This window comes from Archaeoglobus veneficus SNP6 (assembly GCF_000194625.1).
GTDB classification, from domain to species: domain Archaea; phylum Halobacteriota; class Archaeoglobi; order Archaeoglobales; family Archaeoglobaceae; genus Archaeoglobus_C; species Archaeoglobus_C veneficus.
This window is the reverse complement of the sequence record NC_015320.1, coordinates 1,845,259-1,857,384: the sequence shown is the minus strand read 5'-3', so window position 1 is coordinate 1,857,384 and position 12,126 is coordinate 1,845,259. Positions and strand designations below refer to the sequence as shown.

Here is a 12,126-nt window from a genome sequence, read left to right as displayed (position 1 = left end):
AACGGTGATTGTATGATATTCGCAAGATCACTCGCAAAGAAAACGGTACTGCTTTCAGATGGAACTGTTGTCGGGACGGTGTACAATGTGACGGCAGACCTGAAAACGGGCACACTCATGGACATCCTTGTAAAGCCAAGAAACGACATACCCGAACTCGAAAAGCAGGATGGCCTGTATGTAATCCCCTTTGAAACTGTAAAGTCCATAGCTGACTATGTAGTTATAGACAGGAGGATGCTCAGGAAAGCATGAGAGATTACGTCTTTCCTCCCCTTTTACTGCCTTTCTTTCTCCTCCTGATTGTCCTTCCATTCTTTGCCTTCGTCTTCGTTTTTGCAACTTCAAATATCTTCCAGATAGTCTTCGGCCTGTCCTACGATGAAGCCGTTACCGTATTCGCTCTGATAGTCATAGGCAGCCTGATAAACATACCCATTTACGAAAAAGAAGGCAGAATCGTTGAGAAGCGATACAGGTTCTTCGGCTTCATATACACTATTAGGGAAAGGCGGAAAATCACCGTAGCTGTAAACATTGGAGGATGTGTAATTCCAGCAGTTCTCGCACTCAGGCTTGTTCCATCCCTACCCCTCGACGCGTGGCTGCTCAGCTTCGCAGTCTGTACAGCAGTCATATACAGGTTTGCGATGCCCATAGAGGGGCTTGGTATAGCAGTTCCGACTTTTCTGCCACCCCTCATCGCAGCGGCGAGCAGCTACCTGTTCCTGCTATTCTTTGGATACCCACTTTACTTCCTTCCTCAAATGGCGTTTTCTGCTGGGGTTCTTTCGGCCCTTTTTGGCGCTGATATTCTGCACCTTAAGGACATTGAGCGCATAGGGAGTGGTGTCGTGAGTATTGGCGGAGCCGGAACGTTCGACGGTATATTTTTAACAGGTATATTTGCTGTGGCATTTTCCCTATTCTTTATTTAAGCCTCTCCTAAGCTCTAAAAGCTTTTAAGGCCGCTGGATACTGTATCTTTATGCCAGCAGAGAAACACGAGCGCATGGGTGCAGTTTTGGTCCTTAACATATCACTCCTCCCTCTGATGACCTCAGCGGGCATGATGTATTCAGTTCTTCCTCTCTACTTATCCGAGCTTGGAGCAGGGAGAATTGCAATCGGTCTTCTCTTCACCGCGGGAGCAGCGACAGGAGCGGCCTCCTCGATATTTATTGGAAAACTTGCTGACAGATATGGCAGAGCACCGCTAATTCTCTTCGCACAGGTGTGCTTCGCAGCGGTGATGCTACTCTACTCGACTATAGTATACTACACGCAGGCTTTACCGCTGCACATACTGGAGGGTTTTGGCTGGGCGATGCTCGGCGTTGCAACGCCAGCGCTTATTACGGACATGACGGACAGAAGGAGGGGTGAGGCTCTCGGCATATACAACGCGATGTGGAACTTCGGATGGGTTGTAGGGCCGGCCCTTGGAGGTGTACTTGCAGAACTGTTCGGTTTCAAGGTTATGCTAAGGGTTGCTTTCCTGATGATAGCACTTGGAATAGCTGCAACGATTTACGTTTTCTCAAAGGAGGATGTTAAAATATAATTCAAAAATTATTCTTTCAAAAGGTGCTCCGGAATTACTTGTTTTCCAACCAGATCGGTGTAGCTCTCTCTTTCCCTTATGACGTAGTACTTATTGCCTTCAACGAGGACTTCAGCGCATCTTCGCCTTCCGTTGTACTGGCTGCTCATTGAGAAGCCGTAAGCTCCCGCGTCGAATATAGCTATAATGTCCCCTCTCTCAACCCTTGGCAGTTTTCTATCCTCAGCAAGAACATCTCCGCTCTCGCATATTGGGCCCACTATGGTGTATACTTCTTCCTCTTCGCGATCCATTTTATTGGCTATGGCTACTCTGTGATAGGCATTATACATTGCTGGCCTCATAAGCAGATTAAAACCTGCATCGACCGCAACGAAGTTCTTGTAGGCCTTCTTTACAGCATTCACTTTCGTCAGCAGTATTGTAGTGTTGCCTATTATGCTCCTCCCGGGTTCGAGCCACAGCTCCGGATTCGAGTTCAGCCTTTCTTTCCTCTCCTCGAAAACGGGTAGAATCTTTGCTGCGAAATCGGCTGGAGTTGGAGATCCTTTCCCCTCGTAGTCTATTCCCAGGCCACCGCCGAGATCGAGGAATTCTACATCTATTCCCATATCCTCGAGCACTTCTGCAACGTCGAAAAGGCGGTTTAACGCCTCCACGAAGGGCGAAATGTCGAGAATCTGGCTTCCTATGTGGCAGTGGATGCCTGCAGGCACAATGCCGGGCATTTCAACAGCAAGCCTGTAGGCGTTCGCAACTTCCTCCCACGGAATCCCAAACTTTGACGTTCTGAGGCCGGTAGATATTTTCGGATGTGTCTCCGGAGATATATCGGGGTTTATCCTGAACGCAATCTTAACCTCCTCGCCCTCCTCAACCGCCACTTCTGACAGAACGTGGAGTTCGTCGATGCTGTCAACGCTGAAGTACGTGCCTGCCCTGACGCCCATTCGGATTTCCTCTTCACTTTTCGAATTTCCGTTGAAGAGAATCTTTTCCGGCTTAAAGCCGGCAAGAAGTGCTAAATAAAGCTCTCCATCGCTGAAAACGTCCGCTCCAAATCCCGCTCTCGAAATTATCTTCATTATTGAGAGGTTGTTGTTGGCTTTAACAGCATACAGCAGCCTTGCGTCGGGAAACGCTTGCATGTATGCTTTCATGTTTTCCTCGAGCCTACCTCTCGAGGTGACGTATAGCGGCGAGCCAAGCTCCTTGACAAGATCGAGAACGCTAACCCCTTCGACGTGGAGGACTCCATCAACGCTTCTGAACATGCTACCACAGCCAGGCATTACAGACTCAGGCCCTTGAGCCTCTCAACTGCTTCCTGAATAACTCCAACATCTCTCGTAAGGGCGAACCTGACGAATCCCTCGCCGTGCTCACCGAAACCGATACCAGGTGTTACGAGGATGCCTGCATCGTTCAGCAACTTCTTTGTGAACTCCATGCTCGTATAGCCTTCAGGAACCTCGCACCAGACGTAAAACGTCGCCTTCGGCTTCTCGGCGTTGAGGCCTACTTCTTTCAACCCTTCGATGAGGGTATCTCTTCTCTCCTTGTAAATTCTGTTGTTTTCATCTATGACTTCGTCGCTTCCCGTAAGAGCAGCAATCGCAGCCTCCTGCACAGCCTGAAATACTCCACTGTCAACGTTGGTTTTCACCTTGAGCAGGCCGGCAAGGACCTCGGGGCAGCCTGCAGCAAATCCGATACGCCAGCCCGTCATGTTGTAGGTCTTGGAGAGGGAGTTGAATTCTATGACACCTTCAATACCAACTTCGAGGAAACTTCTTGCTCTGTAATCGAAGGTAATCTCGCTGTACGCTGCATCGTGGGCAAGTACGATTTTCCTGTCGTTGCAGAACTCGATGACTTCCTTTATGAAGTCCTTCTCCGCAACGCTTGCGGTGGGGTTGTTGGGGTAGTTCAGGAACATTATCTTCGCCTTCCTTGCAACGTCGTCGGGGATTGCCTGCAAGTCTGGAAGGAAGCCGTTTTCCTTCTTAAGTGGCATGAAATAAGGCTTTCCGTCGGCGAGGATGGCGGAGGATGGATAAACGGGATATCCCGGGTCGGGACAGAGAACGATATCTCCACTGTTGACGTATGCAAGCGGTAAGTGTGCTATACCTTCCTTCGAGCCGATGAGGGCTATGACTTCCTTCTCTGGGTCGAGGTCTACACCTTTTCTTCTCTTATAGAAGTCCGCTACAGCCTCCCTGAAGGACAGCATCCCTTCGTAGCTGGGGTACTTCTGGTTCTCCACCTTTTCAACTGCCTTCTTCATCGCCTCAACGATGTGTGGTGGCGTTGGTAAGTCTGGATCGCCAACACCGAAGTCTATTAGCTTCACGCCCTCCCTCAGTTTCTTCCTCTTCATTGCGTCTAATTCTGCAAACAGGTATGGTGGTAGCCTTTGAAGCCTCTCCGCCAGACCGAACATGTTGACCACCTTTATCTGCGCTAATCACCGCGCTGGTCTATCGGAACGTACTTTCTACCTGCCTCCCCAACGTAAAAGGCTCTCGGCCTGATTAATCTGTTGTTCTCATACTGCTCAATTATGTGGGCTGTCCATCCGGAGATTCTGCTTATTGCGAATATGTTAATGAACAGATCGTCAGGAATGCCTAAGTTGGCATAAACGCTTGCCGAATAGAAATCCACATTTGGGAACAGGCCCTTGTACTTGTAAACGGCTTCCTCAACAGCCCTGCTTATCTCGAACCACTTCGGCTCCTTTTCCTTCGCGAGCTTCTCTGCGAGGGCTCTAAGCTCTATGGTACGTGGGTCAACGACTCCTCTGTATACTCTGTGACCAAAGCCCATTATGCGCTCACCTCTCTCGAGCTTCATTTTCACGTACTCCTCAGCCCTCCAGGGAACAGCGATTTCCCTCAGCATTTCCATAACCTTCTGCGCTGCTCCTCCATGTAGCGGCCCCATTAACGTGCCAGTTGCAGCAACAACGCAGGCGTAGATGTCTGCAAGAGTCGAAGCGGCGATGCGTGCAGCAAACGTTGAGGCGTTTAACTCGTGGTCTGCGTGCAGAACAAGGTCGAGATCCATGGCCTTTGCTTCAGTCTTCGTGGGTTCGACGCCATGGAGCATGTACAGGAAGTTGGCCGCATGGCTCAACTCATCACTGGGATGTACGAGGTTCTGGCCGCTCCTTATGCGGTGGAAGTACGCGACTATAGTTGGAAACTTGGCTATGAGACTTTTCGCTTTCTGAAGACTTTTCTCATGGCTCTTATGATGGATATGCTTGTCCATCGTACCGAGATAAGATATTGCAGTTCTCAGAACAACCATTGGGTGAGAAAACGGGGACAGGTGCGTTAGAAGACCTATTATTTGCGGAGGTAACTCACGCAACTCCTTAAGCTCCTCACTGAAAGCCTCAAGCTCACTCTTCGTAGGCAACTCGCCGAAGAGGAGAAGGTATGCCACCTCTTCAAATGTGGAGTGCTGCGCAAGCTCGTGAATATCGTATCCTCTGTACTCGAGTATCGCCTTCCCGTCAATCATTTCAATTCTGCATATGCTTGACTTGCATGCAAGAACATCCTGAAGACCATCATGGATTTTCTTCTCACACAACTTCGGCACCTCCTCTTCTTCATATGTATCTGTAAGATGGGTACTTCTCGAGAACCATTCCTGATACAACCACGGGAGGTTCGCGCATCGCAAGCTCTACTGCCCTGTCGAGCTTCCACTCCTTCTCAGCGTAAATTGTAAACAGGGGGTCTCCAACCTTCACGTGCTGGCCACCCTTCTTGTGCAGCATAATACCTGCCCCCTTATCCTTCGGAGCTCCAGCAGCCCTTGCAACCTTAACTATTCTCTTGTTATCCACATGCGCAATAGCACCATCTATTGGAGACGTGAACTGGTATGTCTTGTCCCCTATAGGAACGTCGTCGGACTTTATGTTTGGGTCCCCTCCCTGGGCTTCCACTATCTCTCTGAACTTCTCAAGAGCTTTTCCAGACTCGAGTATCTTTCTTGCGTGTTCTATTCCATTAACAGTTATGCCCGCCATTTCGAGCAACGTGCCGGCAACACCGAGTGCCTTCTCAACCAGACTTCTTGGTGGTTTCGCATTTTCGAGAGCCTTTAAAGCTTCCCATGCTTCGAGCGCGGGCCCAACTGTCCTTCCAACGGGCTGACCGCCGTAGGTGAGAACGCACGTAACATTAAGGCCGAGTCTTCTTCCAAGTTCTACGAAATCATTGGCAAGCTCTCTTCCCTTCTCCACCGTCGGAACCTTCGAGCCCGCTCCGACAGGAATGTCGATTACCACGTGCTTGGCACCTATAGCCCCCTTCTTGGCCATAACACTCGCAAGAAGCTGGGGCTTAGGATCTATGGATAGAGGGTACTCGACCCTGATTATCTTGTCGTCCGCAGGGGCTATATTTGTTGCACCACCCCACGCGATCACTCCGCCAACTCTCTCGGTGATCTCCTTTATCTCGTCAACGCTGAGGCTGACGTTTGCAAGTACCTCCATTGTGTCGGCAGTACCGCTCGCAGAAGTGATGGCTCTGCTTGCAGTCTTTGGAATGAGCAATCCACTTGCCGCAATAATGGGAACGATGAGGAGAGAAATCTTGTTGCCGGGAACGCCGCCAATGCTGTGCTTGTCAACGACTATTCCCCTTTCAAACGTTAGCGTCTCACCGGTGTCTATCATCGCCCTTGTCGTCCACTCAATCTCATCGAAATCCATCCCGTGGAAGTAGTCTGAAAGAACAAAGGCCGAAAGCTCGATTTCGTTCAGAGCGTTGTTTACAATGTCCTTGATTATCGCGAATATCTCCTCCTTTGTCAGCTTGTGCCCGTCCATTTTCTTCCTTATGTACTCGACGCTGGCGGGCTTCGAAACTGGATAAAGTTCTACTTCCCCACCATCTTCAATTTCGAGATAGTCTGTTATCGTCCTGCATATTCCGATTTCACCCCTCTCAATGAGACCTGTTGCGATTTGCACATCAGCGATAACAGATTTTTTACCAAAAACGAGCTTGACTCTATCGCCTACGAGGACTCCGAGCTCCTCGGCATCCTCCTGACTCATTATTGCCGATGAGCGATCCATTCTGACTGGAATTAGCTTTACCCTGAACTTCATGTTCACAAGTACCAACAGATGTTTTTAAATGTTGCCAAATTCTGGAATAATTTGCAGAAGTTTTTGAGTGTTTTTCAGTGTAGGGTAAACTCCCTTTTTGCATTCTTGGATTTTATAACTGGCACTCCGGTAACGTCCGATACTTCCGCAACGAGCTTCTTTATCCGCGATGTCACAGATTTTTCGTCTATAAGTATATACTCTGCTTCACTGAGTTCGATGGCCTTAGCGAGAATTTCGGAGTTTAATCCGTCGAAGGTGTACTTTGCGAAGTTGTGACCGAACGTCAGAGTCGTTTCGAGTATTATCTCTGTCTGCCTCGGAGCGTAGTGAGTGCCACCAACGCCAACAGCAACCGGCCAGTCTCTTTTTTCTGCGTTGATGGCTTCGAGCATCGCCTCGGCAACGACCCTTGCAACTTCCTCATCCTTCCACGCTTCTTCGGTGGAGCCAATCTCGTAGAATGCAGACGGAGTCGAAATCTCCGAAGGGCCGTGGTGCGTCACTTCGAGGCTAAACGTGTAATCTGAGACTCTTTCGAGCTTTTCCTTCAGAGCGAGGACGTAGTTCTTTATCGTCTGCGGAGCGGGCTTTGCAAGAGAGTATGGCTTACCTCCAAAGTCTGCTGTTGCCACGTTTCCGGAAACGTGGACGGAGAGAAGCTTTCTTCCATCCTTGCTGCTGTGTCTTGACGCGAAGAGAATTTCATTGAAATCAAGCTCCTTTTTGAGTCTCTCGTCGAGGTAATCGGCGTAGATAAGTCTCTCCTCAACCTCGATTATCCCAATGTCGCCGGCATCATAAAAAACGCCGCTCTTTAGTACTTTTCTTTCTGCGTCAAGCATTTCGAGAAGTCTGTCCTTTATGTTCTGGGATGCTAAATCCACTTTGCTGCAGACGATGAGCTTCATGGACTTCCGACTTCAGGACTCTTTAAAATCTTTTGTTCGCAGCTCTATTGCAACGCATGAATACGTTTATAATAGGCCTCCACCAATTCAGAAATGGATGTTGCGGCCTGCGATGCTGCTACTGCTCTCCGTTCTACTTGCTGGCTGCACGGCAGTCGATAGTGACGGGGATGGATTAAGTGACATCGAGGAACTCAGCCTCCACACTGACGCGAAGAATCCCGATACCGACGGCGATGGGGTTAACGATGGGGATGAAGTCCGTCTCGGCTTAAACCCGCTTTTAGCAGATACCGATAGCGATGGGATTACAGATGGAAAAGAACTCGAAATGGGAACCGACCCGCTGAGTAAGGATTCAGATGGCGACGGCCTTCTGGACGGGGATGAGCTGAGACTCGGTACTAATCCGTTAGCGACCGACACCGATGGAGATGGGCTGGAAGATGGAATAGAAATCAAACACGGCACTTCTCCGCTCATTACAGATTCTGACGGAGATGGATTGCCCGATGGCGAGGAATTCAAACAGGGCTCGAGTCCCCTCAAGGTTGACACCGATGGCGACGGACTTGAGGATAGCTACGAAGTTCTCATAGGCTCAGATCCAGCGAAGAGCTGGAGACTTTCCTTCGACGAGGCAATCAAAAGTGCACTGTGCAAAAGATACCTCGAGCAGGTTGGATACGTAGCACAGAGCATAAAAGGAGACGACACACTCGAAATTGTGTGGAATGTCCTCGACTGGGTTGACGAATATATCGAGTACAACCAAAGCAAGGCTGCCATAGAGAATGCACAAATCCAAACACCCTACGAAACAATTGTACTTGGAAACGGGATATGCACGGACTACACGTTCCTGACAGCTGCAATCCTTTTGAACCTCGGGATAGGGCCATACATTCTGGAGATAAAGTACGAGGGTAGAGAAGTGGGCCATGCATGTGTTGCGGTTGAAGTGGGTGGAGAGCTGTTCGTGCTGGATCAAAACCTGCCGCTGAAACACCTTGCGTCCTACTGCTGTGAATCCGAGCTGAAGGGAGATAAAATAGATAAAATCCTTATTCACAAGGTCAGGCGAGCCGGAGAGGGTGTAGAAGTCGAGACTGAAGAAATCGACGAATTTGGAAAGCTGTACAGCGTAACCTCTGCAGACATTGAGGATTTCAGAGATGCAGTCTCAAAGTTCTTCAGGTCAAAGTACGGCTATAAAGAGAATGAAAGGCTGAAGAGCGTGTCAGACAAGGAACTCGAGTGCGTCATCAAAGGCTACGAGTGCACGATATATCTCCCCCGTGGTTTTACCAAGGGTATGACGTACTGGGTTGCCAAGCCATCGCTCTACTACCATCCCGCCCTGAAGGAACTGCTCGCAAACTGGGTTGTAGAATCTATAGACGATTTGAAGGGCTACACGAGCTTTTACGTGTCCGCTGGGCTGAAGGATTTGCACGAATTCGAGACTGATGACGGCAAAACTGTAAAAACGAAAGCGATCGTAGTTGTCATAGCCGTTGCGAGGTGATTGGATGAATAGCATTCCCGATTCTTGTCCCCGTTCCCGCCCCAATTCATCTTCCCACGACGATGGGCACGTTGCGAGAGTCCTCAAGCTCGCTCTGTACATAGCCGAAAAAGAAGGAGCGGACATCGAGGTAGTCAGAAAGGCTGCCGAACTCCACGATATAGCAAGAGATAGGCCGAACCACGCGATTGAGGGGGCGAAGATGGCGAGAGAATTACTCAAAAAAGAAGGCTACAGCGAAGAATTCATCGAGAAAGTCGCACACTGCATCGAGGCTCACTCCTTTTCATCGGGTGTAAAGCCAAGAACGCTTGAAGCGAGGGTTTTGAGCGATGCGGATAAGCTGGATGCCATTGGAGCGATAGGAGTCGCAAGAACGTTTCTTTACAGCGGCGAACATGGGAGAAGCATTGAGGACACTTTAAAGCATTTCGAGGAGAAGCTACTCAGGCTTAAAGACCTGATGGAGACAGAAACCGGCAGAAAGCTTGCCGAGAAAAGGCATGCATTTCTGGTTGAGTTTTACGGGAGGTTAAAGGAGGAACTCAGAGGAGACTTCTGATCATCTTTGTTTAGAGCTTAGAGTTTTATTGAATGCAAAGTCGAAGCGTTATTTAACAAGTAATGTGAGTTATCCTGACGACCCAAGATGTACGATGTTAGCCCTTTTACTTTAACAATTCCTCCTCAATTTCTTTCTTTAATAGATACCCGTCTTTGTTCTTTAGCTCCTCTACTATCCGAGCCACCTCTAAATTGCTGATCATACCGTTCTCCTTTAATGCGAACAACAGGACGGGGATGTTGAAAACTGCGATACCTTCACTTTCGGCGACCTTCTCAGCTCTTCTATCTTCGATGAACGCTATTCTGCCTCTGGCTGAAGCAATCACGCTTAGTTCACCTTTTCCAAGCTCCGGATATTTCTCCTTGAGTGCGGAAAAATCATTAGATTCGATCAGATCAATCTGATATTTATTCATGGCATCAATTAAAAGTTTTACAAGCTCTTTACATTTACTGAGCTCCTCATAAACTTAAAAAGTTATATGGATTCTGTCAACAATTCTAAAAACTAAGTCAAGACGGTCAATCTTCAGCAATGCGCTTAGAAACCCGGTATCAACTACAGCGTGCTTAGAAGCTTTGCCTTCTTCTTCAGCTCGTCCACTGATTCTGGCCCCCTCCTAACCGGGATGTTGTTTTTGAGCAGTAATGCTTTCATCTCTTCGTAACTCAATCCAGCGATTTCAGAAGCTTTTCCAAGACTTATTTTGTCTTCTTTATACAATTCTATGGCAATTCTCTCCCGCAGCTCTTTATTGGCGGCTAGGAACATGGTCAGGGCGTCACGTATTATGTCCTCCTTCTTATATCCAAGTTTAGTTATAGCGTCCAGAATGTAGTTAACTTCAGTACTCATTAAAATGGTCTTAACTAACCGAATATATTTAGTTAACTGCTGTTCTTTGGTTATCGTAATAAAATATTTTTCGGGAGTTCATTTTTCCAGTTAAGTCTCGGCGATTGGTTCTTGTTACCTGTTATTCTAAATTGCCAGAGAGTTAAACTATTTTGTAATTTTTCTCAAAGGTTTCCAGATATTCAAGCCCTTTCCTTGCATCTCTTAACAAACTCTCTTTGCTGTAAAATTCTTTGTATAATCTTTCCTTTTCTTCTTCGTACTTTTTCTTACCTAGAATCAGAGAATCCTCCCAATTGCCTTCACTATAACAATCACCAGAAACGCAAAACCGAGTATTGAAAGCGCTGCAAGAACGAAGAGACTTGCCCAGCCCCTTACAGTAAGCAGAATCAAAGCTATCGGTGCAAAAACTATGTACCAGTACTTTCTTCCCGTTCTCAAACTCATCAGCCTCGCGGGGATAAAAGATGCTGCAACCGCCCCGGCAACGGACGTGATTGTAAAGAGTGAAATCAGAACACCTCCGAAAACGTCTGTTCTGTCCAGAAACTTAACAAGCTGTACGAGTACAAGCCCGTCAAGCCATTTACATAATTTCTCGTAGAGTGTTGGGACGTGCACTTCATCCTTGGAAACGCTCAAATCTCTCAGACTGCTCAGATTGCCGTGATAAATTACGTACATGAAATAGGCTGAATCCATTATTGCAAGTTCGGGGCTTATCTCTTCCAGATCTCTTCTACCAAGCTCTATATAGTCTTCAAATCCTGCAATGGGATGCAGTCCAGTCCTATAGATTGCTTTTCTGTCAATAATGCCGTAGCACAGCAGATAGATGTTTACACTCGAAATGTCTTGGGAGTACGATGTTATCTCAAGCGGGTAGTACAGCTCGTCTGTTTCGAAGATGTATACTATCGGCTCGACGCTGTTGCTTCCGTTTACCTCAACGATATCAAAAACAAAGTAGTGGTATCCTCTTTCTATGTAGTTCTCAATCCCGTGAATGAACTTCTCTGGAATGTCAACGCTCAGATTCGCCGCTTTGACAGCCCACTCTCTGAACTCCTTTGCATCGCTGGCTTTAACGACCGTTATGTCGTGAGCGCCAATTTTCTCGTGCATTATAACCTCAACTCTTGTCTCTCTAATCCCCTTACCGAGTGGCCCCATACTCCTCGTTTTCTCCGCTACGATGCGAGCAATCTTGGTAAAGGATTCCATGTCACCTTTCTTAACATCTGGCTTTGATGGAAGAGGAATGACTTCGAGCAGTTTGGCGTTGCCTTCAAAATTGGTTGAGAGAATCAAAACCTCTTTCTCACCATTCCAGGCGATTATGGCATTCTGTGATTTCTCTTCAGCATATCCGTAAAGCGGAATAAATCCCCTATCTGATAGGGCGGGTGTCATCGATAAGAATAGAGCTATCAGAAGTGTTATCAGCAGGAGAATAATCTTTTTTGCCATAGTAAGTATGGTCTTCCATCCTTTTTAAGGCTATTTTATTTGTTACAATTCTTAAAAACTTAAAAATTTAATTGCATACTTAAC

General features: G+C 47.7%; 13 protein-coding genes. 5 read left to right on the top strand and 8 right to left on the bottom strand.

Going from position 1 to position 12,126, the window contains the following annotated elements:
* Nucleotides 1-12: 12 nt before the first annotated feature.
* Genes ARCVE_RS10445 through ARCVE_RS10435 form a run of 3 tightly spaced genes read left to right on the top strand, consistent with a single transcriptional unit; the run spans nucleotide 13 to nucleotide 1,564 of the window.
* Nucleotides 13-255 carry a PRC-barrel domain-containing protein gene (locus tag ARCVE_RS10445; RefSeq protein ID WP_013684741.1) on the top strand — a complete coding sequence of 81 codons (243 nt, stop codon included), beginning with the start codon at nucleotides 13-15 and terminating at the stop codon, nucleotides 253-255.
* Nucleotides 252-938 (top strand): DUF1614 domain-containing protein, encoded by a 687-nt coding sequence (locus ARCVE_RS10440; RefSeq protein WP_013684740.1) that lies wholly within the window; start codon nucleotides 252-254, stop codon nucleotides 936-938. Before ARCVE_RS10445 ends, ARCVE_RS10440 begins: the two co-directional genes overlap by 4 nt.
* Nucleotides 939-988: 50 nt before the next feature.
* Complete coding sequence (locus ARCVE_RS10435) at nucleotides 989-1,564, top strand: MFS transporter (protein ID WP_013684739.1); 576 nt, start codon at nucleotides 989-991, stop codon at nucleotides 1,562-1,564.
* An 8-nt stretch (nucleotides 1,565-1,572) separates the two neighbouring features.
* Here the strand turns inward: ARCVE_RS10435 and lysA are convergent, their stop codons facing one another.
* The 5 genes from lysA to ARCVE_RS10410 all read right to left on the bottom strand — a co-directional run bounded on the left by lysA (nucleotide 1,573) and on the right by ARCVE_RS10410 (nucleotide 7,618).
* Nucleotides 1,573-2,838, bottom strand: a complete 1,266-nt coding sequence (gene lysA, locus ARCVE_RS10430) for a diaminopimelate decarboxylase (protein WP_048086051.1) — start codon at nucleotides 2,836-2,838, stop codon at nucleotides 1,573-1,575.
* Nucleotides 2,839-2,855: 17 nt separating this feature from the next.
* The gene (locus ARCVE_RS10425) at nucleotides 2,856-4,010 is read right to left on the bottom strand and encodes an LL-diaminopimelate aminotransferase (RefSeq protein WP_013684737.1); all 1,155 of its coding nucleotides are present in this window, start codon (nucleotides 4,008-4,010) and stop codon (nucleotides 2,856-2,858) included.
* Nucleotides 4,011-4,030: 20 nt separating this feature from the next.
* Nucleotides 4,031-5,170, bottom strand: coding sequence for a citrate/2-methylcitrate synthase (locus tag ARCVE_RS10420; RefSeq protein ID WP_013684736.1), 1,140 nt, complete (start codon nucleotides 5,168-5,170; stop codon nucleotides 4,031-4,033).
* A 19-nt stretch (nucleotides 5,171-5,189) separates the two neighbouring features.
* Entirely contained in the window at nucleotides 5,190-6,707 is a 1,518-nt protein-coding gene (locus ARCVE_RS10415) for an AMP phosphorylase (protein WP_013684735.1), read from the bottom strand.
* 74 nt (nucleotides 6,708-6,781) lie between these two features.
* Complete coding sequence (locus tag ARCVE_RS10410; RefSeq protein ID WP_013684734.1) at nucleotides 6,782-7,618, bottom strand: D-aminoacyl-tRNA deacylase; 837 nt, start codon at nucleotides 7,616-7,618, stop codon at nucleotides 6,782-6,784.
* A 97-nt stretch (nucleotides 7,619-7,715) separates the two neighbouring features.
* Here ARCVE_RS10410 and ARCVE_RS10940 point away from each other — a divergent pair, with 97 nt between their 5' ends.
* Both ARCVE_RS10940 and ARCVE_RS10400 read left to right on the top strand, forming a co-directional pair.
* Nucleotides 7,716-9,146, top strand: a complete 1,431-nt coding sequence (locus tag ARCVE_RS10940) for a transglutaminase-like domain-containing protein (RefSeq protein WP_052302989.1) — start codon at nucleotides 7,716-7,718, stop codon at nucleotides 9,144-9,146.
* A 4-nt stretch (nucleotides 9,147-9,150) separates the two neighbouring features.
* Entirely contained in the window at nucleotides 9,151-9,708 is a 558-nt protein-coding gene (locus ARCVE_RS10400) for an HD domain-containing protein (RefSeq protein WP_013684732.1), read from the top strand.
* Nucleotides 9,709-9,814: 106 nt separating this feature from the next.
* On the opposite strand, the gene ARCVE_RS10395 is transcribed toward ARCVE_RS10400, so the two are convergent.
* The 3 genes from ARCVE_RS10395 to ARCVE_RS10935 form a co-directional block, all read right to left on the bottom strand.
* The gene (locus ARCVE_RS10395; RefSeq protein WP_013684731.1) at nucleotides 9,815-10,129 is read right to left on the bottom strand and encodes a hypothetical protein; all 315 of its coding nucleotides are present in this window, start codon (nucleotides 10,127-10,129) and stop codon (nucleotides 9,815-9,817) included.
* Nucleotides 10,130-10,272: 143 nt separating this feature from the next.
* On the bottom strand, nucleotides 10,273-10,569 hold the full coding sequence (locus tag ARCVE_RS10390; RefSeq protein ID WP_013684730.1) for a UPF0175 family protein: 297 nt from the start codon (nucleotides 10,567-10,569) through the stop codon (nucleotides 10,273-10,275).
* 279 nt (nucleotides 10,570-10,848) lie between these two features.
* Complete coding sequence (locus ARCVE_RS10935; RefSeq protein WP_013684729.1) at nucleotides 10,849-12,042, bottom strand: DUF2330 domain-containing protein; 1,194 nt, start codon at nucleotides 12,040-12,042, stop codon at nucleotides 10,849-10,851.
* Between the last annotated feature and the right edge of the window lie 84 nt (nucleotides 12,043-12,126).

Excerpts from the sequence above, each read along its gene's own strand:
- ARCVE_RS10445 (WP_013684741.1), top strand. The coding sequence starts at position 13 with ATGATATTCGCAAGATCACTCGCAAAGAAAACGGTACTGCTTTCAGAT.
- ARCVE_RS10440 (WP_013684740.1), top strand. The coding sequence starts at position 252 with ATGAGAGATTACGTCTTTCCTCCCCTTTTACTGCCTTTCTTTCTCCTC.
- ARCVE_RS10435 (WP_013684739.1), top strand. The coding sequence starts at position 989 with ATGCCAGCAGAGAAACACGAGCGCATGGGTGCAGTTTTGGTCCTTAAC.
- lysA (WP_048086051.1), bottom strand. The coding sequence starts at position 2,838 with ATGTTCAGAAGCGTTGATGGAGTCCTCCACGTCGAAGGGGTTAGCGTT.
- ARCVE_RS10425 (WP_013684737.1), bottom strand. The coding sequence starts at position 4,010 with ATGTTCGGTCTGGCGGAGAGGCTTCAAAGGCTACCACCATACCTGTTT.
- ARCVE_RS10415 (WP_013684735.1), bottom strand. The coding sequence starts at position 6,707 with ATGAAGTTCAGGGTAAAGCTAATTCCAGTCAGAATGGATCGCTCATCG.
- ARCVE_RS10410 (WP_013684734.1), bottom strand. The coding sequence starts at position 7,618 with ATGAAGCTCATCGTCTGCAGCAAAGTGGATTTAGCATCCCAGAACATA.
- ARCVE_RS10940 (WP_052302989.1), top strand. The coding sequence starts at position 7,716 with ATGTTGCGGCCTGCGATGCTGCTACTGCTCTCCGTTCTACTTGCTGGC.
- ARCVE_RS10400 (WP_013684732.1), top strand. The coding sequence starts at position 9,151 with ATGAATAGCATTCCCGATTCTTGTCCCCGTTCCCGCCCCAATTCATCT.
- ARCVE_RS10395 (WP_013684731.1), bottom strand. The coding sequence starts at position 10,129 with ATGAATAAATATCAGATTGATCTGATCGAATCTAATGATTTTTCCGCA.
- ARCVE_RS10390 (WP_013684730.1), bottom strand. The coding sequence starts at position 10,569 with ATGAGTACTGAAGTTAACTACATTCTGGACGCTATAACTAAACTTGGA.
- ARCVE_RS10935 (WP_013684729.1), bottom strand. The coding sequence starts at position 12,042 with ATGGCAAAAAAGATTATTCTCCTGCTGATAACACTTCTGATAGCTCTA.